Annotated in this window: 19 protein-coding genes and 6 pseudogenes; all 25 read left to right on the top strand. The window is 44.8% G+C overall.

Annotated features, from left to right (window positions below; genetic code table 11):
- Positions 1 to 19 precede the first annotated feature (19 nt).
- On the top strand, positions 20 to 520 hold the full coding sequence (locus JCM19037_RS00990; RefSeq protein WP_042396975.1) for a chemotaxis protein CheD: 501 nt from the start codon (positions 20 to 22) through the stop codon (positions 518 to 520).
- Positions 521 to 547: 27 nt separating this feature from the next.
- Positions 548 to 1,318 carry a FliA/WhiG family RNA polymerase sigma factor gene (locus JCM19037_RS00985; protein WP_042396871.1) on the top strand — a complete coding sequence of 257 codons (771 nt, stop codon included), beginning with the start codon at positions 548 to 550 and terminating at the stop codon, positions 1,316 to 1,318.
- A gap of 20 nt (positions 1,319 to 1,338) precedes the next feature.
- Positions 1,339 to 2,730: a DUF342 domain-containing protein gene (locus JCM19037_RS00980; RefSeq protein WP_042396870.1), complete on the top strand. Its 1,392-nt coding sequence runs from the start codon at positions 1,339 to 1,341 to the stop codon at positions 2,728 to 2,730.
- A 16-nt stretch (positions 2,731 to 2,746) separates the two neighbouring features.
- On the top strand, positions 2,747 to 3,172 hold the full coding sequence (locus JCM19037_RS00975; RefSeq protein ID WP_042396866.1) for a DUF6115 domain-containing protein: 426 nt from the start codon (positions 2,747 to 2,749) through the stop codon (positions 3,170 to 3,172).
- Between the two features lie 259 nt (positions 3,173 to 3,431).
- Positions 3,432 to 4,178 carry a 30S ribosomal protein S2 gene (rpsB, locus tag JCM19037_RS00970; RefSeq protein ID WP_042396864.1) on the top strand — a complete coding sequence of 249 codons (747 nt, stop codon included), beginning with the start codon at positions 3,432 to 3,434 and terminating at the stop codon, positions 4,176 to 4,178.
- 89 nt (positions 4,179 to 4,267) lie between these two features.
- Positions 4,268 to 5,148 (top strand): annotated as a pseudogene (gene tsf, locus JCM19037_RS00965) (translation elongation factor Ts).
- 75 nt (positions 5,149 to 5,223) lie between these two features.
- Positions 5,224 to 5,942 (top strand): annotated as a pseudogene (pyrH, locus tag JCM19037_RS00960) (UMP kinase).
- Entirely contained in the window at positions 5,942 to 6,499 is a 558-nt protein-coding gene (gene frr / locus JCM19037_RS00955) for a ribosome recycling factor (RefSeq protein WP_042396861.1), read from the top strand. Before pyrH ends, frr begins: the two are co-directional and overlap by 1 nt.
- Before the next feature lie 161 nt (positions 6,500 to 6,660).
- Positions 6,661 to 7,413 (top strand): isoprenyl transferase, encoded by a 753-nt coding sequence (locus JCM19037_RS00950; protein WP_042396858.1) that lies wholly within the window; start codon positions 6,661 to 6,663, stop codon positions 7,411 to 7,413.
- A gap of 12 nt (positions 7,414 to 7,425) precedes the next feature.
- Positions 7,426 to 8,222, top strand: a pseudogene (locus tag JCM19037_RS00945) (phosphatidate cytidylyltransferase).
- A 17-nt stretch (positions 8,223 to 8,239) separates the two neighbouring features.
- Positions 8,240 to 9,379, top strand: a complete 1,140-nt coding sequence (gene dxr / locus JCM19037_RS00940; RefSeq protein WP_042396854.1) for a 1-deoxy-D-xylulose-5-phosphate reductoisomerase — start codon at positions 8,240 to 8,242, stop codon at positions 9,377 to 9,379.
- A gap of 20 nt (positions 9,380 to 9,399) precedes the next feature.
- Positions 9,400 to 10,659 carry an RIP metalloprotease RseP gene (gene rseP / locus JCM19037_RS00935; RefSeq protein ID WP_042396851.1) on the top strand — a complete coding sequence of 420 codons (1,260 nt, stop codon included), beginning with the start codon at positions 9,400 to 9,402 and terminating at the stop codon, positions 10,657 to 10,659.
- 31 nt (positions 10,660 to 10,690) lie between these two features.
- Positions 10,691 to 12,355 (top strand): proline--tRNA ligase, encoded by a 1,665-nt coding sequence (locus JCM19037_RS00930; protein ID WP_042396849.1) that lies wholly within the window; start codon positions 10,691 to 10,693, stop codon positions 12,353 to 12,355.
- A 63-nt stretch (positions 12,356 to 12,418) separates the two neighbouring features.
- Positions 12,419 to 16,709: pseudogene (locus JCM19037_RS00925) on the top strand (PolC-type DNA polymerase III).
- Between the two features lie 136 nt (positions 16,710 to 16,845).
- Complete coding sequence (gene rimP / locus JCM19037_RS00920) at positions 16,846 to 17,313, top strand: ribosome maturation factor RimP (protein ID WP_042396847.1); 468 nt, start codon at positions 16,846 to 16,848, stop codon at positions 17,311 to 17,313.
- 41 nt (positions 17,314 to 17,354) lie between these two features.
- Positions 17,355 to 18,506: a transcription termination factor NusA gene (gene nusA, locus JCM19037_RS00915; RefSeq protein WP_042396845.1), complete on the top strand. Its 1,152-nt coding sequence runs from the start codon at positions 17,355 to 17,357 to the stop codon at positions 18,504 to 18,506.
- On the top strand, positions 18,503 to 18,775 hold the full coding sequence (gene rnpM / locus JCM19037_RS00910) for an RNase P modulator RnpM (protein WP_042396843.1): 273 nt from the start codon (positions 18,503 to 18,505) through the stop codon (positions 18,773 to 18,775). Before nusA ends, rnpM begins: the two co-directional genes overlap by 4 nt.
- Entirely contained in the window at positions 18,772 to 19,077 is a 306-nt protein-coding gene (locus JCM19037_RS00905; protein WP_042396840.1) for a YlxQ family RNA-binding protein, read from the top strand. The genes rnpM and JCM19037_RS00905 overlap by 4 nt, the downstream gene beginning before the upstream one ends.
- 18 nt (positions 19,078 to 19,095) lie before the next feature.
- Positions 19,096 to 21,220, top strand: a pseudogene (infB, locus tag JCM19037_RS00900) (translation initiation factor IF-2).
- The gene (locus JCM19037_RS00895) at positions 21,217 to 21,492 is read left to right on the top strand and encodes a DUF503 domain-containing protein (RefSeq protein ID WP_042396837.1); all 276 of its coding nucleotides are present in this window, start codon (positions 21,217 to 21,219) and stop codon (positions 21,490 to 21,492) included. The pseudogene infB and the gene JCM19037_RS00895 overlap by 4 nt, the downstream one beginning before the upstream one ends.
- Before the next feature lie 26 nt (positions 21,493 to 21,518).
- Complete coding sequence (gene rbfA, locus JCM19037_RS00890) at positions 21,519 to 21,863, top strand: 30S ribosome-binding factor RbfA (protein WP_042396835.1); 345 nt, start codon at positions 21,519 to 21,521, stop codon at positions 21,861 to 21,863.
- A gap of 17 nt (positions 21,864 to 21,880) precedes the next feature.
- Positions 21,881 to 22,762 carry a tRNA pseudouridine(55) synthase TruB gene (gene truB / locus JCM19037_RS00885; RefSeq protein WP_052363405.1) on the top strand — a complete coding sequence of 294 codons (882 nt, stop codon included), beginning with the start codon at positions 21,881 to 21,883 and terminating at the stop codon, positions 22,760 to 22,762.
- A 59-nt stretch (positions 22,763 to 22,821) separates the two neighbouring features.
- A complete protein-coding gene (locus JCM19037_RS00880; RefSeq protein WP_042396833.1) occupies positions 22,822 to 23,772 on the top strand; it encodes a bifunctional riboflavin kinase/FAD synthetase in 951 nt (316 codons plus the stop codon).
- Between the two features lie 135 nt (positions 23,773 to 23,907).
- Positions 23,908 to 24,177, top strand: a complete 270-nt coding sequence (gene rpsO, locus JCM19037_RS00875; protein ID WP_042396831.1) for a 30S ribosomal protein S15 — start codon at positions 23,908 to 23,910, stop codon at positions 24,175 to 24,177.
- Positions 24,178 to 24,251: 74 nt separating this feature from the next.
- A pseudogene (locus JCM19037_RS00870) lies at positions 24,252 to 26,356 on the top strand (polyribonucleotide nucleotidyltransferase).
- Positions 26,357 to 26,482: the final 126 nt, after the last annotated feature.

Genomic DNA, 26,482 nt, shown 5'->3' with positions numbered 1-26,482 from the left:
AAAGAGTTGAGGAATGCCGATGATCACGCAAACATCTGTGCATGCGGGCATGGGGGAACTAGTGGTCGGCTGTGCACCGCAAACGTTACGAGTCATTAGTCTAGGTTCTTGTATAGCTGTTTTCATGTATGCCGATGACAAGCCGTGTTCGATACTTGCACACGTTGTGCTCCCTCAAGCGCCTGCGCGAATTATAACCGATCATAAAGTGGCGAAATATGCCGATGTTGCGATTCCAAAAATGCGTCGAATGATGCTTGTGAATTTTCACGTGCAGGCCGACAAGATTCGCGTGAAGATTACCGGAGGTGCACAAATGTTTGCGGCGTCACGAAATGACGCGCGTATTTTGCACATTGGAAAAAGAAATGAGATCGCAGTTATTGAAGCGTTGGAAAAACTCTCTATCCCAATCATAGCGAGTGAAACCGGTGGTCATGACGGTCGAACGGTCATGTTTAATCCAGAAACGAAACAAATGGAAGTGCGAACGAGTACGCTAGGAACAAATTACTATTAACATTGATTAAGAAAGGAGGGAATTCGTGTGACTTCGAGTACGGCATTGGAAGAGGCGTGGCTCAAATGGCACGAACATAAAGATTCACAATCTGCAAATGACATTATCGAGGCGTACCTCCCGCTTGTCGAATATCATGTGAACCGAATCGGTGCTTCATTACCGAGGAATATGGAGCGTGAAGAGCTTCGTTCCCAAGGATTAATCGGATTGTACGATGCCCTCAATAAATTTGACATTCATCGTGACTTGAAGTTTGATACGTATGCTTCTTTTCGCGTTCGTGGTGCGATTATTGATAGTTTGCGAAAGCAAGATTGGTTACCTCGATCAGCGAGAGAGAAAATGAAGCGAATTGATGAGTGCACAGAACAGCTAGAACAAAAGTATGCAAGGCACGTGACTGAACACGACGTTGCTAAAGCATTAAATATGAGCGTGGATGATGTGTTAAAGACAACGGCAGACAGCTATTTTGCTAACTGGTTGTCCATTGATCAAGAAACAAAAGCAGACGGAGATAAAGAGGAAGCCTATCAATCGATGATTGCAGATCAGCAACAAGACATCCCTCATGAACGTTTCGAAAGGCAACTCGTCTATCGAGAGATTGAAGAAAGTATCGGTATGCTTGGCGAGAAAGAAAAGCTCGTCGTGTCTCTCTTTTATTTTGAAGAACTTACGCTAACAGAAATTGGCCAAACATTGCGCTTGTCTACATCAAGAATTTCACAAATTCATTCAAAAGCATTGTTTAAATTAAGGAAGGCATTGCGAAAAGAAATAGCGGTTCGTTAATACGATGGCGGGGGGATCCTATGAAGCTTGAGGATTGCTTTTTAATCAAGGTTACTAATGAGAATATGAAAGCCTCTTGTTATAAGCGAGGTATCATTAAAGAAGGTCAGAAGTTTCAAATGGAAGAATGGAAAGAATTTTTACATAGCCAAAACATCTCTCATGGTCACCTTGATGAAGCAATCACCAAGTTGTGCGAACATCCTGAACTGCTCTCATACCCTGTTGTTGTTGCTAAAGGAACGGCACCGAAAAAAGGCGAATCTGCATGGCTACACTATGTTAATGATGAAGACAACACAACAGCTCAAGAAGATCATGAACACGAACGGACACGAGACTATAAACACGTACTTACCATTCCAATGGCAGAACAAGGCGAAGTTGTGGCTAGAAAAGTGATGCCGACTGAAGGAGAGAGTGGTTCCACGCTGTCTGGAGTCCGAATACCAGGTATTTTAGGGAATGATTTCACATTAAGAAATGGGAAGAATACGACCGTCGTTCAAGAACGCGGAGAAATTGTTGCTAATGTGAGCGGTCAACTGAGCATTGAAGGAAGACGGATTCACGTGTATCCTGTGTATGAGGTGAACGGCGATATTTCCATGCAAACAGGAAATATTCGTTTTAATGGAAACGTTGTCATACGTGGTTCCGTGCCGTCAGGGTATCGTGTGGAGGCCAAAGGGGACGTTCGCATTACAGGCATTGTTAAGAGTGCGGATATCCATGCCGAAGGGTCGGTCTACATCCATCAAGGGATTGCTGCTCAAGGTAAAGGACGAGTGGTCGCGGGCTACAACATTGAATGTGGCTACATTAATCAAGGCATTGTCACTGCTGGAAACAACATCATTGTTTCCCAAAGCATTATACATAGTCGAGTGGATGCTGGACAATCCCTCATATGCAACACGGGCAAAGGGAACATTATCGGCGGCAAGAATTCAGCGGGGAAGAACATCCGAGTTCGAGAAGCTGGAAATCACTTGAACACGCCAACAGCATTGTACATCGGCGTCAGTGAACAACGGCTCAACAAAGAAAAAGAAGCGAAGCGAACGATTGAGCATGGCAAAGAGGAACTCAAAAAACTTCAGCAACTCAAACATGTGATTGCTCAAAAAGAAAAAGCACAAGGATTTCTAAGTATGAAAGACCGGGTGACGAGACTTCGCATTCGCAACACTATGGAAGATTGGATAACGAAAATTCATCTCGCAACAGACACGATTCGAGAGATTGAAGACCAAAACACTTTTGGGGAGTCAGTCATGATTGTCGTTGAGAAAGCGACACATATGAATACAGTGGCGCATTTTGGCAAATACCGAAAAAGTGTTACGAAAACGAGACACGCCGCTGTTTTTCAACTAGATAATGGGGAGATTGTTCTCACATCAATGTAAGTGCGGAGGTGTAAGTATGTCCGGATGGGGGATTTTAAGCATCTTGCTTCATATCGTAACCATTCTCTTTGTCCTTTACTTGTATTATACGAAGCCAAAGGCGAGGTTTGGTGAAGATGCCGACGAGGTTGAACAGTTACTCATTAAATATACAAACGAGATGAAAGCAGACAATGATCGGGTGATCCACTATGTAAAACAAAAAGGGCTGATTGTAGACAACTCTGAACCAGAAGGAAAAGCGGCATTTAAAGACGTGCTCGAAGAAGTAGCTGCCGCTGACGAGTTTATTCAGAATGATGATGATACGCCTTTACACATTTCTAAAGAAGCGCAAGTGTTGCAAATGTACAAGGAAGGCTCATCTCCTGGAACAATTGCGAGAACCCTTGGTTTAGGGCACGGGGAAGTGAACTTAATGATCCGTCTTCATAATGGATAAAAGGAAATGGCTCGTTTTTCATCGCTTTGAACAAAAGCGCTTATAAGGAAGGCGAGCAACCGAGTCGCGTCTTTGAATACGTTTGTGTACGTAAAGAAAATACTTTCACAACAACCTCTTGCCCCTTTGTTTATTGTTTGTGGTATATTTACTGATGGTGTTAATACACACGCTTATGGATTCAAGAATCGGTGCCGTTTTAACGGTCGTTTTTGAAAGAGAAGTAAGCGGAGGTAAAAACCGAAGGAGGAAAAGAATCATGGCAGTTATTTCTATGAAGCAATTGTTAGAAGCAGGTGTTCATTTCGGACACCAAACACGTCGATGGAACCCTAAGATGGACCGTTACATCTTTACGGAGAGAAACGGAATTTACATCATCGACCTACAGAAGACCGTAAAGAAAGTGGACGAGTGCTACAAGTACGTTCGCGATCTTGCAGCTGACGGAGGAAAAGTCCTTTTCGTTGGTACGAAGAAACAAGCACAAGACTCTGTTCGTGAAGAAGCTGAGCGTGCGGGAATGTACTATATTAACCAACGTTGGTTAGGTGGTACGCTTACGAACTTCGAAACGATCAAAAAGCGTATTAAGCGCCTAAAAGATCTTGAGAAGATGCAAGAAGACGGGACATTTGAAGTCCTTCCTAAAAAAGAAGTTATTTTACTTCAAAAAGAAATGGATCGCCTTGAAAAGTTCTTAGGTGGTATTAAGGACATGAAAGGTCTTCCTGACGCGATCTACATCGTTGACCCGCGTAAGGAACGCATTGCTGTAGCAGAAGCGCACAAATTGAACATTCCAATTATCTCTATTGTTGATACGAACTGTGACCCGGATGAAATTGATTACGTGATTCCTGGAAACGACGATGCAATTCGTGCGGTACGCTTGCTCACATCAAAGATGGCGGACGCAATTGTTGAAGCTAGCCAAGGTGACGAAGAAGAAGTAGCAGCGAACGAAGAATCAAAAGAAGCAGCTGTAACTGCAGCTGACGAATAATAAACGACTGAAGAGGGGTGACAAGGGTGATACCCTTGTACCCCTTTTTTCATGAACAGATTGACCAATTATAAGGAGGACGATTCGAAATGGCTATTTCAGCTAAGCTCGTAAAAGAACTCCGCGAAAAAACAGGCGCGGGTATGATGGATTGCAAAAAAGCACTTACAGAAACAGATGGAGACATGGAAGCAGCAGTGGCTTACCTTCGTGAGAAGGGCATCGCTAAAGCAGCGAAGAAAGCAGACCGTGTTGCAGCAGAAGGTCTTACGAAAGTAGAAGTAAAAGGTAACAAAGCGGTTATTGTTGAAATCAATGCTGAGACAGATTTTGTTGCGAAAAACGAAGGTTCTTGAACCTCGTCGATACGATTGCGAACCACCTGCTTGATCATGAGCCAGCAGACGTTGACGCTGCATTGCAAACGACGATGAGCTCTGGAGAAACACTCGAGACGTATATTACGGACCAAATTGCAAAAATCGGTGAGAAGATTTCACTTCGTCGTTTCACAATCGCTGAAAAAGACGACAACAGTGTGTTTGGCGCGTACTTGCACATGGGTGGTAAGATTGGTGTACTTTCTGTCGTTCAAGGAACTACAGAAGAGCAAGTTGCAAAAGATATTTCCATGCATGTTGCTGCCATTAACCCAAGGTATTCAAGCCGTGACAGCGTTCCTGCTGAAGAAGTGGACCAAGAGCGTGAGATTCTTAAGCAACAAGCACTTAACGAAGGCAAGCCAGAGAAGATTGTTGAAAAAATGGTTGAAGGCCGTTTGAAGAAATTCTTTGAGCAAGTCGTTCTTATTGACCAGCCATTCGTTAAAGACGGTGACCAAACCGTTGAAGATTTCTTGAAGAGCAAAGGTGCGACCGTTTCTACGTTTGTTCGTTATGAAGTAGGCGAAGGCATCGAGAAGCGCGAAGACAACTTCGCTGACGAAGTTATGTCTCAAGTGAAAAAATAATCGATAGGGAACACGAAGGTGTTCCCTATTTTACAATCAATTGTAGTGAAGCAATTCGTTAACTGGAGGAGCAGCATGCATACTTATGAGCGCGTGATTCTGAAATTAAGCGGGGAAGCATTAGCGGGAGAACAAGGGTACGGCATTGAGCCGGCCATGATTCAATCCATCGCAGAACAGATTAAAGATGTCGTGAAGTTAGGAACAGAAGTAGCTGTCGTTGTCGGAGCTGGGAACATCTGGAGAGGTATGGCTGGAAGTTCACAAGGAATGGACCGAGCAACAGCAGATACATGGGAATGCTTGCAACCGTCATGAACGCATTGGCGTTGCAAGATAGCCTTGAGGATATCGAAGTGGAAAGTCGTGTGCAAACGAGCATTGAAATGAGACAAGTGGCTGAACCGTACATTCGTCGCAAAGCCATTCGACACCTTGAAAAGAAACGTGTCGTGATCTTCGCTGGTGGTACAGGTAATCCATATTTCACTACGGATACAACTGCAGCTCTTCGCGCTGCAGAGATTGAAGCCGATGTGATTCTCATGGCGAAAAACAAAGTCGATGGTGTGTATAGCGCAGACCCGTTTAAAGATGAAAATGCTGTAAAGTATAAAGAATTGTCGTATTTAGACGTGCTAAAAGACGGATTAGGCGTTATGGATTCCACTGCCTCATCCCTTTGCATGGATAATGACATTCCGCTGCTCGTCTTTTCCATTACTGAAGAAGGAAATATTAAACGTGCGGTTCAAGGTGAAGACATCGGAACCGTCGTAAGGGGGAATTCTTAATGTCATCTGAAGTTATGCAAGATGCAAAAACAAGAATGCAAAAAGCGGTCGACGCGCTTCACCGTGAGCTTGCGACATTACGAGCAGGACGTGCGAACCCAGCACTTCTTGATAAAGTACTTGTGAGCTATTATGGAATGGATACACCGCTGAACCAAATCGCTACAGTAAGTGTGCCTGAAGGTCGTTTGCTCGTTGTTTCTCCTTTTGACAAATCGTCGATTGCTGAGATTGAAAAAGCGATTCAAAAAGCTGATCTTGGTCTTACTCCGAACAATGATGGTTCAGTCATTCGCATTACGATTCCAGCTCTTACCGAAGAACGAAGAAAAGAGTTGGCCAAGCTTGTGCGTAAATATGCAGAAGATGCTCGAGTTTCTGTCCGCAACATCCGTCGTGATGGAAATGACCAACTTAAAAAGCAAGAAAAAGATGGGGACATTACTGAAGACGAATCCCGTCGTGCACAAGATGATGTGCAAAAGCTGACGAATGATTTCGTAAAAGCGGTGGACGAGGCAGCCGAAGCAAAAGAAGAAGAAATTATGGAAGTGTAAATTGTGACAATCCCCTGTCCAAGATAAAACCCTCTACGTTTTTCAGGGGGTTTTATCTTGTATTGTGAGGGATTGTTTTATAAAATATAATTTCCTTATTCGCTTTTTGACAGGCCGACGAGGGTACCGAGTATTTTACGAACACGAGGCTGGTGCGTACAATGTTGGAGAGATTTTTAAAGAAACAAAATGAATCTCAAGCAGAGGATTTGACCTCTCAGGTCCCTAAGCACGTAGCGATTGTCATGGATGGTAACGGCAGGTGGGCCACAAGGCAGGGGCTGCCGAGAAACATCGGTCATCGTGAAGGAATGAAGAAGATTCATGAAGTAGCCAAAGCAGCGGATGATGTTGGCGTAGAGATTTTGACGCTGTTTGCATTTTCAACAGAAAATTGGGGCAGACCGAAGAACGAAGTTGATTTTATCCTTCGCCTTCCGCAACGGTTTTTATCAAGTGAGTTGCCGAAACTGCAAAAGAATAATGTGTGTGTGAAGATTATTGGTTCAGCGAATGAGCTACCTGAACATACACAAGTGGCAGTGAACCGAGCAGCTGAAGAAACGAAGCATAACACGGGAATTGTCCTAAACCTTGCATTGAATTATGGTGGACGGGCAGAAATCACCCAGGCCGTACGAAAGCTATGTGAAGATGTAGAACAAGGTAAAAAACAAGCGAATGACATTACAGAACAACACATTGAAGACTATCTTTTTACATCAGAAATCCCAGATCCGGACTTGTTCATTCGTACGAGTGGTGAACTGCGTTTGAGTAACTTTATGCTTTGGCAAATGGCGTATAGTGAATTTGTGTTTACAGACGTCCTATGGCCAGAATTCTCAAGACAAGATTTCTTTGAGGCCGTTGATATCTATCAAAAGCGGAAGCGCCGATACGGCAGCATTTAAGGAGAGGCTCATATGAAGCTTAGAGTATTAACAGCAATTGTAGGGCTTGTCGTGCTGCTTGTGCCATTAATTATCGGCGGCCCTGCGTTTAGTATACTTGTCGCCGCGATGACGATCGTTGGTGTACTTGAATTGCTTAGAATGAATCAAATCCCAATGATCTCACTACCGGCTTTGCTTGGTGTGAGTGCATCGCTCGTCTTATTATTTACTGGCCCTGGGTTAGAAAGGTTTGCAAATGAATCGACCCTTGCGCTTTTGATTGTTATATTTATTCTCTTGTTGCTCGTTACCTTTTTTACAAATAACCGGTTTCATTTTGGAATCGCAGCGTTTGTGGCATTCTCAGCTTTGTATGTCGGCATGGGATTTCATTTCTTTTACGCAGCAAGAGTGGACATGGGTCTTGAATACATATTTTTTGTTTTGCTTGCCATCTGGGCAACAGACACAGGAGCATACTTGTTTGGGAAGCGGTTTGGTCGCAACAAATTATCCCCGAATGTTTCTCCGAATAAAACGATTGAAGGCGCCTTGGTGGGCTCGTTTTGGCACTTGTGGTCGGCATTATCTTTAGCTTTATTTGGCCACCATATGACATGCCACTAATCACGATCATCGCGCTCATCGTGATTAGCATTGCTGCGCAATGTGGGGATCTCGTTGAATCTGCCTTTAAACGTTATTACCAAGTGAAAGATTCAGGAAAGATTCTGCCTGGACATGGTGGGGTGCTTGACCGATTTGACAGTCTTTTTGTTCGTTTTTCCGCTACTTTATGTTCTAACTGTCATTTTCTAGATGTATGATTGAGGAGGAGAAACATATGAAAAAGATTGCCGTTATCGGCTCAACGGGTTCAATTGGAACGCAAACGCTAGACGTTATCAGAGAGCATCCGGACCAGTTTACAGTACACACCCTTGCTTGCGGACGGAACATCGATTTGCTTAAACAGCAAATTGCTGCCTTCGAACCAGAAGTGGTCATTATTGGACGAGTTGAAGATTTGCCTAAATTAAAAGGTCATCTCGGTCATGCACGTGCGTACGCTGGCGAAGAAGCATTGGTGGAAGCGGTCGCGCACAGTGATGTAGATTTTGTGATGAATGCGATGGTAGGTGCGAGAGGACTTCTTCCGACGATGGCAGCCGCTAAGGTAGGTAAAAAAATCGGGATTGCCAATAAAGAAACACTCGTTACCGCAGGTCACCTCGTCACAGAAACGTGTCGGAAGTACGGAGCAGAATTAATTGCGGTTGATAGTGAGCATTCAGCTATCTTACAAAGTTTACAAGGGAACAAACTGAGTGAAGTTGAGCGAATTATCGTTACCGCTTCTGGAGGAAGTTTTCGAGATTGGTCGTACGAGCAGTTAAAAACAGCAACACCAAGTGATGCACTCAAACATCCGAATTGGTCAATGGGACAAAAAGTTACGATTGATTCGGCCACGATGATGAACAAAGGCCTTGAAGTGATTGAAGCTCATTGGTTGTTCGGTCTACCTTACGAAAAGATTGACGTTGTCATCCACCGTGAAAGCATTATCCACTCCCTCGTTGAGTATATCGATAAGAGCGTCATTGCTCAGCTCGGAAGCCCCGACATGAAGGTCGCCATTCAATATGCACTTACTTATCCGAATCGACTTGAACTCGGTGGGACAGAAAGGTTAAACTTATTGGAAGTAGGCAAACTGCATTTTGAGGCGTATGATCAAAATAAACATCGTTGTTTGGACTTGTCCATTGGTGCGGGTAAAGCAGGTGGATCGATGCCAACGGTGTTAAATGCAGCAAATGAAGTTGCAGTCGAGCTTTTCTTACAGGAGAAAGTATCGTTTTTAGGCATTGCTGACATAGTAGAAAAGGCGCTTGAAACGCACGACAAAATCTCGCAACCTTCCATTGAAGATGTACTGGCTGTTGATGAAGAGACGAGAAAACGTGTAAGAGCGCTATGAACAGATAAGGTGGGAAGCATGTGCAAACGCTCATAGCCGTTATCATTATTTTTGGGTTGATCGTAGCGATTCACGAATGGGGTCATCTGTACTTTGCCAAAAAAATGGGCATCCTCTGTCGTGAATTTGCGATTGGCTTTGGACCGAAGTTGTATTCAAAGAAAAAGAATGAAACGCTCTATACGATTCGCCTTTTTCCAATAGGTGGGTTTGTTCGAATGGCAGGGGAAGACCCCGAATCGGTTACGATCAAACCAGGCTATGAGATTGGGCTTACATTTAACGATGAAGACAAAGTAAAAGAAATTATCGTCAACAATAAAGCGAAACATCCGAATGCGAAGATCGTGTCAATCGAACGTATTGACCTTGAGCATGAGATGATGATTGAAGCTTACGGAGATGAAGACGAAGGACTCGTCCGTTTTGAAGTCGATCGCCAAGCTGACTTGATCGTTGATGAAGAAAGAGATCAACTCGCACCGTGGGACCGACAGTTTGGTTCCAAAAAGCCATGGCAAAAAGCCGTAGCGATTTTTGCAGGACCGCTAATGAATTTCGTGCTTGCCATTTTATTGTTCGTGACGTACAACGTCATGGAAGGCGTGCCAGTCCCGATCGTTGACCAAGTGATGGAAGGCTCTCCTGCTGAAGACGTTGGCCTTGCTCCAGGAGACGAAGTGTTATCGATTAACGGTGAAGAAATTACGTCTTGGGGTGAGATGTCAGAAACGATTCAAACGAGTCCTGGCGAAGAATTATCGTTCCATATTGAACGTGCTGACAGTTCTCAAGAAACGATCCTCATTTCACCCGACAGCATTTATCAAGAACCACTCGATGAATATTTTGGACAAATTGGTGTCGTTCCTGAATCTGAAGTATCGTTTATGCTCGTCATTACAGATAGCTTCGTGAAGTTGTGGGATGTTGTTGAGCTAATTGCAGATGTACTGTCACTCATCTTTACCGGTGAGTTCTCCATTGACATGCTCGCGGGTCCAGTTGGAATTTACGACTACACCGGAGAAGTTGTGCAAATGGGGTACGAGATGCTGTTCTTCTGGGCAGGCATACTCAGTGTGAATATCGGGATTATGAACTTGTTGCCAATCCCTGCACTTGATGGCGGGCGCCTCGTCTTTATTGGGCTTGAAGCTATTCGTGGAAAGCCGATTGACCCAGGAAAAGAAGGGATGGCTCACTTTGTGGGATTTGCCCTCTTAATGCTGCTTGTAATCATGGTAACGTGGAACGACATAACACGTCTTTTCTTATAGATGAGACAGACAAAAAAGTGAGTTGAATGCGATGAGACAACAGACATTTTTTAGTCCAACAATGCGTGATGTACCTGCTGATGCTGAGGCGGTTAGTCACCAGCTGATGCTTCGTGCAGGATTGATTCGACAAAACGCAGCTGGAATTTATTCATATTTGCCGCTTGGTCAGCGGATGATTCAAAAAATCCAAACGGTCGTGCGTGAGGAAATGGACAATACAGGCGCTCAAGAACTGTTGATGCCAGCCATTCAACCTGCAGAACTATGGGAAGAATCCGGGCGATTGCAAGATTACGGACCTGAGCTTGTCCGCTTGCATGACCGTCACGAGCGACCTTTCGTTCTCGGTCCAACCCACGAGGAAGTGATCACATCGCTCGTCCGTGACGGTGTGACGAGTTACAAACGCTTGCCGATGAATTTATACCAAATTCAAACGAAGTATCGCGATGAACGGCGCCCACGGTTTGGGTTGCTTCGCGGTCGTGAGTTTATTATGAAAGACAGCTATTCATTTAGCATTACAGAAGAAGAGCTTGACGAAGAATACTGGCGGATGTTTGCGACGTATGAGCGAATCTTTTCCCGACTTGGCTTGAACTTTAGAGCGGTTGAAGCGGACGGTGGGGCCATTAGTGGTTCATCAGGTCAGACACATGAATTTCAGGCACTCGCTGATATTGGCGAAGATACAATCGCCTATTCAGATGGATCAAACTTCGCAGCAAACATTGAAATTGCCGCAACACATCCGCCGTCAACGGACCGGGTGGGGGAAGAGCAACCGCTCTTGAAAACGGCACTGACAACAGTGGAGAATCAGGAACAGTCTGCTGTTGTTACGTCAACGCTCTTTTTTGTAGAAGACGCACCGGTACTTGCCGTCGCACAAAAAGGCGATGACATTAGCGACGTGAAATTAGGGGCTGCGATTGGCAGCATTGATGTTGTAGAAGCGTCCATTGACCAAGTTCAATCGCTATTCAATGTTCAATCAAATGATGACTTAGGGCCAGTAGATGTGCCAAGCGATGTGCGCGTACTGTTTGATCATCGCCTCGAGCCATTTGAGAGTTTAATCGCTGGGGCGAACGAGACAGGACAAGCCTACGTGCACGTGAATGCAAAGCGTGACGTGACGGACCACACATTTGCCGATATTCGTCTCATTAAAGAAGGAGACCCGTCACCAGATGGCAAGGGCACGATCCAATTTGCACAAGGGATTGAGATTGGACAAGTGTTCAAGTTAGGGACGAAGTATTCTGAGACGTTAAAAGCAGAAGTGTTAGATGACAATGGACGGTCTACACCACTTACGATGGGGTGTTATGGCATTGGCATTAGCCGAACGTTAGCAGCAATTGTAGAACAACATCACGATGAGCGAGGCATTGCTTGGCCGAAAGAAGCGGCACCGTTTGATGTTCATTTGCTCGTCTTAAATGCAAAAAATGAAGAGCAAGTGGCGTTGAGTGATACGCTCTATGAAACATTAAAAACGGCAAACTATGATGTATTATACGATGATCGAAAAGAAAGAGCAGGCGTGAAGTTCAATGATAGTGATCTTTTTGGGTTGCCAGTCCGCATCTCCGTTGGAAAACGGGCGGGAGAAGGCATTGTGGAAGTAAAGGATCGTAAATCAGGGGATATGATGAGGTTCACGTTGATGAGCTACTGGTTTTCTTAAACAAATAAAGAACAGAGAGGGCTGACCAACGTCCTCTCTGTTCTTGTCTGAGGAGGGGGAGCAATGGACGAGAGGATGAGGGAAGATCGCTTTTTGCTGTTACTCGAGCAGATCGGCATGAGTGATGATCCGTTTGCAAAAGAACTTCAAGACGGCAAAATTACCCGACTTGAAGTGAACCGCTCACAAAAGCATTGGCAATTTCACTTGCAAGTGAAAAAGCTGTTAGCGCTAGCGTGCTTCAACTATTAAATGAAAAGCTAAAATCTGCGTTTCAAGAGATTGCAGCTGTTGGCTTTTCGATTCATTATGAAGCAGGGGAATTAAAGAAAGAAGACATTGAACCGTATTGGCAGGCGATTGTCCAAAAAGCAGAACAAATCCCTGACCATACTCGCATAAAGCTCGAGCGTTCCGTTCCGAAAGTGAACGAACGCGGCATATTGTTACGTTGTTTGAGTGAAGCAGAAGCAAATTCTCTCGAACGACAAGTAAAGGCGCAACTTGAGAAGGCGATCGCACAAGTTGGCTTTGAACGAATAAACCTTGACACATATGTGGAGGCGAGCTCTGAAGAAGAAGAACGATTCATCCAAAAGAAACAAGAAGAAGATCAAACGAAGGTCATTGAGGCAATGATGGAGAGGCAAAAGCTAGAAAAAGAGAGCGGTGCAAAACTCCAGCACCAGCCTTTACAGCTAGGCTATCCGATTAAGGACGAAGCCGTCCAACTTACATCAATTCAAGATGAAGAACGACGTGTGACGATTGAAGGGTATGTGTTTGACGTAGAAACACGGGAGCTTAGAAGCGGACGCTTATTGCTTACTGCGAAACTGACCGACTATAGTGATTCACTGCTCGTCAAGATGTTCTCAAGAGACAAAGAGGACATTCCGATGATGCAACAACTAAAAAAAGGCATGTGGATTAAAGCAAGAGGTAGCATTCAAAACGATACATTCGTTCGAGATTTAGTCATGATCGCCAACGATATGCTTGAGATTAAAGTGAGTGAGCGGATGGACGAATCGCCAGAAGGGGAGCGGCGTGTCGAACTGCATACGCATACGCTTATGAGTCAAATGGATGCAACAGTGAGTGCTTCTGAACTTGTCGCTCAAGCGGCTAAGTGGGGGCATGAAGCGATTGGCATCACTGACCACGGTGTCGTTCAAGCGTTTCCTGAAGCTCATGCAGCTGCGAAAAAGCACGACATTAAGCTGTTGTATGGGATGGAAGCAAACATTGTTGATGACGGAGTGCCGATTGCGTACAACGAGAGTGACCGCCACTTGTTAGATGATGAATTTGTCGTTTTTGACGTGGAGACGACAGGACTATCGGCGGTGTACGATACAATTATCGAACTTGCAGCCGTCAAAATCGTGAACGGTGAAATTGTGGAGCGGTATGAATCGTTTGCCAACCCCCACGTGCCATTGACCGCAAAAATTACCGAACTTACCGGAATTACTGACAAAATGCTTGAGGATGCCCCTGAAGTAAGTCAAGTGCTTGAAGAATTCCATCGTTTTGTTGGGGATAGCGGTCTTGTTGCTCATAATGCGAGTTTTGATATCGGCTTTATTAACGCAGGCAATAAAAAGGTGAACCTTCCAGAGATTACAAATCCGGTCGTTGATACGCTGGAGCTCGCCCGCTTTTTGTATCCGAATTTAAGAAACCACCGACTCAACACGCTTTGTAAAATGTTTGATATTGAGCTTGTAAGTCACCACCGTGCCATCTATGATACAGAGGCTACTGCTTATTTGTTTTACCGATTATCCAAAGACGCAGAAGAGCAAAACATGACGATTCACCGTCAGTTAAATGATAACTTAGGCCAAGGAGATTTTTATAAAAACCGGCCGTCACATTGCACCATTCATGTGTTAAATCAAACCGGGTTGAAAAACTTGTATACGCTCGTTTCGTTATCACACCTCCACTATTTCCACCGGACACCTCGAATTCCTAGATCCAAATTGAAACAACACCGCGAAGGGTTGTACATTGGATCGGGTTGTGAAAAAGGGGAAGTGTTTGAGGCGGTCATGCAGAAGTCACCGGAAGAAGCAGAAAAAGCCGCAAAGTTTTATGATTATATCGAGATTCAACCGCCTGACCTTTATATGCATCTGATCGAAAAAGAAATCATTCGCACAGAAGCGCAGCTGTACGATGTGCTACGCAAATTAAATGATTTAGGGAAGAAACTTGATAAACCTGTAATTGCTACGGGTAATGTGCATTATTTAGAGCCAAGAGACCGGGTATATCGCAAGATTCTCATTGGGTCGCAAGGTGGAGCAAACCCACTGAACAATCAAACGTTACCGAAAGCCCACTTTCGCACCACTTCTGAAATGCTCGACGCATTATCTTTTCTAGGTGAAGAAGCGGCAAGACAAGCCGTCATCGAGCAACCGAAAGCGCTCGTCCAACATGCTGAAGACATTCAACCCGTGCCTGACGACTTGTATACGCCAAACATTGAGGGCGCAGAAGATGAGATGCGCGACATTACGTACGGCAGAGCGAAAGAAATATATGGTGAAGATTTGCCAGAAATCGTGGAAGCACGGCTGAATAAAGAATTGGATAGCATCATCGGTCACGGGTTTGCGGTCATCTATTTGATTTCACAAAAGCTCGTAAAACGATCACTAGAGGACGGCTATCTCGTTGGTTCAAGAGGGTCGGTCGGCTCTTCATTTGTTGCCACAATGTCAGAGATTACCGAAGTGAATCCGCTGCCGCCACATTACGTCTGCCCAAGTTGCACTCACTCCATCTTTTTCGACGATGGTAGTGTAGCATCGGGCTATGACTTGCCGAAGAAAGCGTGTGAGCAGTGTGGAGAAATGTATGCGCGTGACGGCCAAGACATTCCATTTGAAACGTTTCTCGGGTTCAAAGGAGACAAAGTCCCCGATATTGACTTGAACTTCTCAGGTGAATATCAGCCACGGGCCATGCATATACGAGAGATTTATTTGGGGAAGAAAATGTGTACCGTGCGGGAACGATTGGGACCGTTGCCGAAAAAACAGCGTATGGCTATGTACGTGGCTATCAAAATGATCATGGTTTGCACTACCGAGGGGCAGAAGTTGATCGATTGGTGAGCGGATGTACAGGTGTGAAGCGGACAACTGGACAGCACCCTGGAGGATTATCGTCGTCCCCGATGATTATGATATTCATGACTTCTCCCCAGTTCAATATCCAGCTGATGATAAAAATGCGACGTGGAAAACGACCCACTTTGACTTTCATTCCATTCATGATAACTTGCTCAAATTGGATATACTCGGCCACGATGATCCGACGGTTATTCGCATGCTTCAAGACTTAAGCGGCATGGATCCCAAGGACATCCCAATTGACGATCCTGACGTAATGAAAATCTTTGAAGGGCCAGAAATCTTAGGGGTAACGTCAGATCAGATTATGTGCAAAACGGGAACGTTTGGTATCCCTGAGTTTGGGACTCGTTTCGTGCGACAAATGTTAGAAGAAACGAAACCACAAACCTTTTCTGAGCTTCTGCAAATCTCCGGTCTATCCCACGGCGCGATGTGTGGCTCGGTAATGCAGAAGAACTGATTCGTGACGGGATTTGCGAATTAAAAGATGTGATTGGTTTACGAGATAATATTATGGTAAACCTTATTTATAAAGGGTTAGAACCAGGCCTTGCTTTTAAGATTACGGAGTTTGTGCGTAAAGGGAAAGGGTTACAAGACGAGTGGATTGAAGAGATGAGAAAGCACAATGTGCCGGAGTGGTACATTAATTCTTGTTTGAAGATCAAATACATGTTCCCGAAGGCCCACGCTGCAGCTTATGTTCTCATGGCTGTGAGAATTGCCTACTTCAAAGTGCATCATCCGATTCTTTTTTATGCGGCGTACTTTAGTGTAAGGGCGAGCGACTTTGAATTGGACACGATGCAAAAAGGCGGAACGGCAATCCGGGCGCGCATTGAAGATATTCAGCAAAAAGGTTTTGATGCGTCTCCGAAAGAAAAAAATCTCGTCACCGTTCTTGAACTCGCATTGGAAATGTGTGAGCGAGGCTTTGCGTTCCGCGACGTTGATTTATACCGCTCGGAAGCGACCCAATTTCTAGTGGATGAGGATGGTTTGATCCCGCCATTCGGTGCCCTTGAAGGTGTTGGGTCAAATGCTGCTAAGAACATTGTGGATGCGAGGCAAGGTGGAGAGTTTTGTCGAAAGAAGATTTGCAGCAACGTAGCAAAGCGACAAAAACCGTCATCGAGCATCTCGACCAAAGTGGAGCGTTGGAAGGGTTGCCAGATTCCAATCAGCTTTCTTTGTTCTAATTTGCATTGTTTGCCATTTTGGTTTATACTAATTTTTGGTGACAAACGGATAAGTTTTAGGAAAGAGTGGGGCTTCCCCACTCTTTCTTGTACGTTTAATGTGCTTTTATAAGAGGCATCGATTGGAGGTAGAGAAATGTCTCAAGAGATTACACAAGCCGTTGAAAGACTCGCCACACCCATCCTTGATGAACTCGAGATGGAATTGGTCGATGTCGAGTATAAAAAAGAAGGTAGCAACTGGTTTTTACGGTTGTTCATTGATCATCCAAATGGAATGGGGCTGGATGAATGCAGCCTCGTAAGTGAACGCGTGAGTGAAGTGTTAGATAAAGAAGATCCGATTGAAGGTTTTTATTATTTGGAGGTTAGCTCCCCGGGTGCTGAACGTCCATTGAAAAAACCTGCCGATTTCGAAAATGCCGTCGGTAAGAAAGTGTACGTGAAGACGTATGAACCAATCGAAGGTAGAAAAGAAATTCAAGGCACACTCACCGAGTATGAAGAAGGTGAATTGACAGTGGAAGTAATCGATAAAACGAGAAAAAGTTTGATTGCTGTCCCTGAGTCGAAAGTAGCGAAGGCACGCTTATCTGTCTTATAAATGAAGCGTAGCCTGATATTGAAGGGAGAGAATGTACTGTCATGAACAGCGACTTTCTAGATGCTTTAACGACGCTTGAGGAAGATAAAGGCATCGAAAAGGAAATCGTGCTCGAAGCGATTGAAGCCGCATTAATTTCTGCATATAAGCGAAACTTCAGCCAAGCACCAAACGTTCGCGTTGACATTAATCGTGACAATGGTGAAATTAAAGTGTTTGCTAGAAAGCAAGTGGTGGAAGAGGTTTTCGACCCTCGCTTGGAAATTTCGGTTGAAGCTGCCAAAGAGATGAGCGTGCGCTTCGAGCTTGATGATGTTGTAGAAATTGAAGTGACACCGAAAGACTTTGGAAGAATTGCGGCACAAACTGCCAAGCAAGTCGTTACTCAACGAGTGCGCGAAGCAGAACGCAGCATTATTTATTCAGAGTTTATCGATCGCGAAGAAGATATTATGACTGGGATTGTACAAAGGCAAGATCATCGTTTCATCTATGTGGATCTAGGAAAAGTGGAAGCCATTCTTCCACAAAGTGAACAGATGCAAAATGAAACGTATCGTCATAATGACCGGATCAAGTCATACATCACGAAAGTGGAAAAGACGACAAAAGGTCCACAGATTATGATTTCAAGAACCCACCCAGGTTTATTAAAACGATTGTTTGAATTAGAAGTTCCAGAGATTTATGATGGAACTGTAGAAATTCAGTCCGTAGCGAGAGAAGCAGGAGATCGTTCAAAGATCTCGGTTCACGCTGAGGACCCTGAGGTCGATCCAGTCGGTTCGTGTGTTGGCCCTAGAGGACAAAGGGTTCAAACGATTGTCAATGAACTAAAAGGCGAAAAGATTGACATTGTGCAGTATTCTTCAAACCCTGTTGACTATGTAGGAAATGCGCTCAGTCCGTCAAAAGTGTTGGATGTGCAAGTGAACGAAGAGGAAAAGAGCACACTCGTCGTCGTTCCCGATTACCAACTATCTCTTGCGATCGGAAAGCGCGGTCAAAATGCACGATTAGCGGCAAAGTTAACCGGCTGGAAGATTGACATTAAAAGCCAATCAGAAGCTGAAGAGCTTGGCATTTACAACCCAGAAACAGCACGAGTTCCCGGTGAAGAGTCCGCTTCCATAGAAGGTGAGGATTGGACGGATGATTCTTGGGAAATGACAAAGGAGCATGAAGAGGAATGAGAAAGCAGAACACCCCTCTTCGCAAATGCATTGTTACGAATGAAATGAAGCCTAAAAAAGAGCTCATTCGTTTAGTGCGGGATGCAGATGGTTATGTGAGCGTTGACCCGTCTGGTAAAAAAAACGGACGCGGGGCTTATGTGACTCATTCACCTGAGAGTTTCCAAACGATGCGGGAAAAAGATTTATTGTCCCGGCATCTTAAAGTGAAGCTGACCGCTGAGGATTATGAACGCCTCATAGACGAGAGCAAAGAGGCAAGCCGATGACCGAGGAGGCTTTCTACAAATTCCTTGGTTTGGCAATGCGAGCAGGAAAAGTGGTAAGTGGTGAAGAAACGGTTCTGAAAACCGTCCGCGACCAACGCGCCAAACTCGTCCTCATCTCTAGTGATGCTTCAAGCAATACAAACAAGATGTTTCATGCGAAGTGTCATTCTTACAACGTTCCGATTCAGACAGCAGGAACTAGAGAGCACCTTGGCAGAGCAATCGGTAAACATGAAAGAGTTGTCCTTGGCATAACAGACGAAGGTTTCGCAAAAAAACTACAAGTCATGATCAATGATTAGAAGTTGGAGGTTATGCTTATGCCGAAAATGAGAGTCTATGAATACGCAAAATCTGTAAATAAGTCGAGCAAGGACATTGTTAACCTTTTAAAAGAAAAGAATATAAAAGTAAGCAATCATATGTCCGTGATTGATGATCATGCCATCAAACAGCTAGAGAGTGAATCAGCGGAGAAAAAGGATGGGAGTATGCAAAAAGATAATAAACCAAAAACAAATACCCAAGCGGCGAGGCCTACGAAAGCCGCTGGCGGACAAAGTAACGACAACTCCACGCGCAATCGTCGTCAAGCCCCTAAGCAAAATCAACGTCCCCCGCACCTACGCGGAAATCGGGGGCCAGGGAAACGTGGAAAAAGCAAGAAAAACCGGCCAAAAGAAGCACCAAAGACGCCGGAAAAGATTACATTTGCAGGCAGCTTAAGCGTTGCTGAACTTGCCGATAAGCTAAAGAAAGAGCCTGCTGAGCTCATTAAGAAACTGATGGGTCTTGGTGTAATGGCGACAAAGAATGAAGAGTTGGATGCGACAACTATTCATTTGCTATGTGAAGACTTTGGTGTAGAAGTGGAAGAAGAAGAAGTCGTTGACGTGCTAGATATGGAATTATACGAAGAAGCGGACACAGAAGATGATCTTCAAATTCGCCCACCAGTTGTCACGATTATGGGACACGTTGACCACGGTAAAACGACCCTTCTCGATGCGATTCGTAAAACGAAAGTAACGGACACCGAAGCGGGTGGAATTACACAGCATATTGGTGCGTACCAAGTGAAAGAAAACGGGAAGAAAGTGACGTTCCTTGATACACCAGGACACGCAGCATTTACAACAATGCGTGCACGGGGTGCAGAAGTGACCGATATTACCATTCTCGTTGTTGCAGCAGATGATGGGGTTATGCCACAAACAGTGGAGGCTCTAAACCATGCAAAAGCCGCAGATGTACCGATTATTGTTGCGGTCAACAAGATGGATAAAGAAAACGCAAATCCAGATCGAGTCATGCAAGAACTTACCGAGTACCAACTCGTTCCTGAAGCGTGGGGCGGGGAAACCATTTTTGTGAATGTGTCTGCGGTAAAAGGGGAAGGTATTGATGAGCTTCTCGAAATGATCCTTCTCGTCGCTGAAGTAGGCGAACTAAAAGCGAACCCTGAAAAGAGGGCACAAGGAACAGTCGTTGAAGCTGAGCTTGATCGTGGACGCGGTCCGGTTGCGACGTTGCTCGTACAAAATGGAACGATGAACGTCGGAGATCCGATTGTTGTCGGGAGTACGTTCGGAAGATTCGTGCAATGGTAAATGACGTCGGTCGTCGTGTGAAAAAAGCGGATCCATCAACACCAGTTGAGATTACAGGACTTAACGATGTGCCGCTAGCTGGTGACCAGTTCCTCGTGTTTGAAGACGAGAAGAAGCTCGCCAAATTGGTGAAGGACGTCAAGCCCGTGCGAAAGAAGCAGAACGTAAGCAAACATCAAAAGTAAGCCTTGATGATCTGTTTAATCAGATTCAAGAAGGTGAGCTTAAAGAAATTAATGTAATCATTAAAGCAGACGTTCAAGGTTCGGTGGAAGCGGTCCGTGGCTCACTTGAGAAGATTGACGTTGCAGGTGTGAAGGTGAATATCATTCATACCGGTGTAGGAGCGATTTCTGAATCCGATGTTATTCTAGCTTCTGCTTCCAACGGGATTATCGTCGGCTTTAACGTTCGCCCAGATGTGAATGCGAAGCGCACCGCTGAATCAGAAAAAGTAGACATTCGTCTACACCGCGTCATTTATGATGCCATTGAAGAAATTGAATCGGCGATGAAAGGCATGCTTGACCCTGAATTTGAAGAGAAGGTTTTAGGACAAGTAGAAGTTCGCCAAACCTTCAAAGTATCCAAGATCGGTACGATTGCCGGTAGCTATGTGACCGATGGGAAAATCACACGTGACAGTCAAGTTCGGGTGATTCGCGACGGGGTTGTCGTTTACGATGGCCGGGTTGAGGCGTTGAAACGTTTCAAAGATGACGTGCGCGAAGTGGCAAAGAATTATGAGTGTGGCGTGACACTTGAAAACTTTAATGATGTAAAAGAAGGCGACATTATTGAGCCGTTCGTTATGGTTGAAGTTCCAAGAACATGATTGGTGCCCTTCATGTAACGTGTTCCCTTCCTTCATCACACTCATTAAAAGAGAAGCGAGCGGTGCTGCAAAGCATCCTCACGAGAGTTAGAAAACGAAACCTATCGATTTCAGAGATGGATCATCAAGACGCTTGGCAACGTACTTCTCTTAGTGCTGTATGCATAAGCAGCGACCGCAAAGTGATTGAGCGGGAGCTGCAAAGCGTGCTTGATTTGATTGATCAGTCTGAAGGGATCGATTGTTACGATATGGAATATGAGTGGCTGTAAGCTGCTCTGTAAACTGAGGTGTTACGATGAGTCAGATGAGAGCACAGCGTGTTGGAGAACAAATGAAAAAAGAGATGAGTGACATTCTTATGCGTGAGGTGAAAGATCCACGCGTGCAGTTTGTCACCGTTACTGGCGTTGATGTGACTGGAGATTTGCAACAAGCGACGGTGTATGTCACCGTTCTTGGTGAAGATGAAGAGAAAGACGCAACGCTAAAAGCACTCAAGAAGGCAAAAGGGTTTATTCGTTCAGAAATTGGCAAACGAATTCAACTGCGAAAGACACCAGAAATTGATTTTTCGTTGGATGAGTCAATTGCTTATGGAAATCGCATTGAAGAATTACTAAAAGATCTTGATAACAATTAGTCCAGGAGGAAACGTATATGGTGCAAAGCGGTATTTTGCCATTGTATAAACCTGCTGGATATACTTCTTTTGATCTTGTTGTCCAAGCAAGACGGTGGTTTAAGACGAAAGAAATTGGACATGCAGGCACTCTTGACCCTAGTGTCACGGGTGTTCTGCTCATTTGTGTTGGACGAGCGACCAAGCTTGTTCCGATTTTAATGGAACAAAAGAAAGCCTATGACGGCGTGGCAGCGTTAGGAGAAGCAACGACGACCGAGGATCGCGAAGGAGACGTTATTGCACACGCTTCAATTGAACGAGTGCCGTCTCAAGCGGACATTGATCAAGCGATTGCGAATTTTAACGGTACGCTCCAGCAAGTGCCGCCGATGTATTCCGCTGTTAAAGTAAAAGGGAAAAGATTATATGAATATGCCCGAGCGGGCGAAACGGTAGATCGTCCAGTGCGAACGGTGACGATTTATGATATGAAGCGTAATGGAGAGGTAGTAGAGACGAGTAGTGGTCACGTTCATGTTCCATTTTCAGTGACATGTTCCAAAGGCACTTATGTGCGTACACTTGCCGTCGACCTCGGCAAAGCACTCGGATTCCCTGCTCACCTTCACCAGTTAACGAGAACAATGAGTGCAGGTATCACAGACGCGCATTGCGTTACCGTTGAAGATATGGAAATGGCAAGTGAACGAGGGAATGCAGACGAGAAGCTGCTCCGCGTTGACGATGTGCTTCAAGATATTCAGCACGTTGAAGTGCCACTTCCAATTGCCAACCAAGTGAAGAACGGTGCGGTATTTCAAGCAGATCTATTTCCTGATGCAAAACGAATGGTGCTTACACATCAAGGCAAATGCTTGCCGTATATAAACAACACGAAAACAAACCAGGTAAAATAAAACCTGAAGTGATGCTTGTCATAAAAGAACAGCCGTGATTGAAAGTTGGGTGACGAAACATGGGTATTCATTACTTATCACAAAGCTTGAATGGAGAAGAACGACACACGTACCCACCAGTCTCGATTGCACTCGGGTATTTTGATGGCGTGCACCAAGGTCACCGAAAAGTGATTCAAGCGGTCATCGATGATGCTTCGAAGAGAAATGTTGAGAGTGCGGTTCTCACTTTTCATCCGCACCCAAAGACGGTCCTCGGTAAAGAGCCGCTCCAACAATATGACGAAATTACACCGATAGAAAAGAAATTAAGCGTACTGGAATCATTAGGCGTTGATCATATATTTCTCGTCACGTTTGATGAGCAGTTGTCGAGTTTATCTCCGCAGCAATTTGTCGATACTTATCTTATTCCAATTCATGTAGTACATGCGACTGCAGGATTTGATTTTTCATACGGTCAGTATGGAAAAGGGACGATGCAGGCAATGCCTGAATACAGTCGTGGTCTCATTACAACGACGGTCATTGAAAAGTGGGAGCAATCGGGTGAGAAGGTAAGCTCAACCCGTGTTCGTCGCGTGATTGATGAAGGAAATGTAGCTGAAGCAACCGAGCTTCTAACGCGTCCGTATGAATTGAGTGGCACCGTCATTCGCGGCGACCAACGGGGAAGAGAACTCGGCTTTCCAACGGCAAATGTGGAGCTTACTAGCAATTTTATCGTGCCGGCTACAGGTGTGTATTTTGTGACGGTAAAAACCGCACAAGGGGAGAAACGAGGCCTTTGCAACATCGGATATTTGCCGACATTCTTTGAAGATCGCCAAGATGTGAGCGTCGAAGTGTACGTATTGGATTTTGACGGTGACTTGTACGGTGAACAAATGGATGTGCAGTTTCTTGACAAGGTGAGAGACGACGAAAAGTTCGACCGTGTAGAAGATCTCGTTACCCAAATGAAAGAAGACGAAAAAAAAGCGAGAGCTTATTTCACAAGTTCACGATAAACACTTGCATTGTGTCGATAAAAAAGGTATTCTAGCACAGTAGTCTGCCATGGGCAGATCACCATATTCTTGGCATATTCGCTCCACCGGCGATTTGCGAGGAATGTGGAGAAAAAGAAAAAGGAGGTGGAAAGGATGGCACTAACTCTAGAGCGCAAACAAGAAATCGTTGAGCAATACAAAACTCACGATAAGGACACCGGTTCACCGGAAGTTCAAATCGCTATCCTAACAGAGCAGATTAATGAGTTGAACGATCACTTGCGAACGCATAAGAAGGATCATCACTCTCGTCGAGGTCTTTTGAAAATGGTTGGTAAGCGTCGTAACTTACTCACGTACTTGCGTAACAAAGATGTCACGCGTTACCGTGAGATTATTAAAAAGCTAGGATTACGTCGATAAAGCAGAAAAGCGGGAGATCTCCCGCTTTTTTTCAAATCCTAAAAGAAATGAAATCGTAAAGGAGGGGCAAAAGCATGTCAGTAGAACCCCGTACGTTCTCGACCATGATCGGTGGAAGAGAAATGACATTTGAAGTTGGAAAGTTCGCGAAGCAAGCGAGTGGAGCTGTGCTCGTTCGTTATGGCGACAGCGTCGTACTTACTGCCGCCACAGGTTCGAAAGAACCGAAGGATCTTCCGTTTTTCCCACTTACTGTAAACTACGAAGAAAGATTATATGCGGCTGGAAAGATCCCAGGTGGCTTTATTAAACGTGAAGGCCGTCCATCTGAACATGCCGTTCTTACGAGTCGCTTGATTGACCGACCGATTCGTCCATTGTTCCCAGATGGTTTTCGTAACGATGTACAAGTCATTAACACGGTCATGAGTGCAGACCCAGATGCATCATCAGAGATGGCCGCAATGATCGGTTCATCACTTGCGTTATCGATTTCCGATATCCCGTTTGCAGGTCCAATTGCTGGTGTACAAGTTGGTCTCGTAGATGGAGAATTCGTTGTAAACCCAACTCACGAACAATCCGTTCAAAGTGAGATGGATCTAACGGTTGCAGGAACAAAAGAGGCCATCAACATGGTTGAAGCAGGAGCAGATGAAGTTTCTGAAGAAACAATGCTCGAGGCGATTTTGTTTGCCCATGATCAGATTAAAGAAATCGTTGCGGTTCAAGAAGAGATCGTAGCTCAAGTAGGCAAAGAGAAAATGGACGTTGTTCTGAAAACGCTTGACGAAGATCTGACGAATCAAGTGCGAGCCTTATCTGAAGGTAAACTTAAAGATGCCGTTCTCGTTAAAGAAAAGCACGAGCGTGAAGTGGCTCTTAAAGATGTCGAAACGGATATTGTCGAGCAGTTTGAAGATGAAGAAACGATTGATCATGTAAAAGAAATCTTAAAAATGCTCACGAAAGAAGAGTTTCGTCGTCTCATTACAAAAGAAAAAATCAGACCAGACGGACGAGGACCAGAAGAAATTCGTCCACTTGCTTCCGAAGTTCAATTGCTGCCAAGAACCCACGGCTCAGGTTTGTTTACAAGAGGTCAAACACAAGCGCTAAGCGTGTGTACACTAGGTGCACTCGGAGAAGTACAAGTGATTGATGGGCTTGGACAAGAAGAATCGAAACGATTCATGCACCATTACAACTTCCCGCAATTTAGTGTTGGTGAAACTGGACCGATTCGGGCGCCAGGAAGAAGAGAGATTGGACACGGGGCTTTAGGGGAACGAGCGCTTGAGCGCGTCATTCCAGATGAAGAGTCATTCCCGTATACGATACGTCTCGTTTCTGAAGTGTTAGAGTCTAACGGTTCCACATCTCAAGCAAGTATTTGTGCCAGTACGTTAGCGATGATGGATGCAGGTGTACCCATTAAAGCACCAGTCGCAGGCATTGCAATGGGGCTTGTAAAAGAGGGCGACGATCTCACGGTTCTCACGGATATCCAAGGCATGGAAGATGCACTCGGAGACATGGACTTTAAAGTTGCAGGGACGTCAGCAGGTGTGACGGCATTACAAATGGACATGAAGATTTCAGGGATTAACCGAGCCGTATTACAAGAGGCACTCCAGCAAGCAAAAACAGCACGGATGCACATCTTAAATAGCATGCTCGACGTTATTGACACGTCACGTCCTGAGCTTTCGGCTTATGCCCCTAAGATTATGACGATGCACATTAAACCTGAGAAGATTCGCGATGTGATTGGACCGAGTGGAAAAGTGATTAACCAAATTATTGAAGATACCGGTGTGAAAATCGATATTGAACAAGATGGTACGGTTTACATTTCTTCTACAGAAGCTTCTCTAAATGAGCAGGCAAAAGCGATCATTTCCGATATCGTTCGAGAAGTTGAAGTTGGTGAGATCTATCACGGAAAAGTGAAGCGCGTTGAGAAATTCGGTGCTTTCGTTGAGCTTTTCAAAGGCAAAGATGGCTCGTTCACATATCACAATTAGCTAAAGAACGAGTTAACAAAGTTGAAGACGTTGTGAAAATTGGTGACATGGTCGATGTGAAAGTGACAGAGATTGATAACCAAGGTAGAGTCAACCTCTCTCGTAAAGTCCTTCTAAAAGATGAGCCAAAAGAAGAATCAAAAAGTGAGTAACAGGAAAACTTGGTCCACCGCCAAGTTTTTTTGTTTTAAAAAATACATAGGAAGTTTTTGTTAGAGCGTTTAGTCGAGCGGGTGTTCGTTTAGCCGTTCTTTTGAAATGGTCTGTTCTTCTCGTCC

It is taken from the genome of Geomicrobium sp. JCM 19037 (genome assembly GCF_000698105.1).
Classification (GTDB): Bacteria; Bacillota; Bacilli; order Bacillales; family Marinococcaceae; genus Geomicrobium_A.
This window is presented reverse-complemented; position numbering and strand designations above follow the sequence as displayed.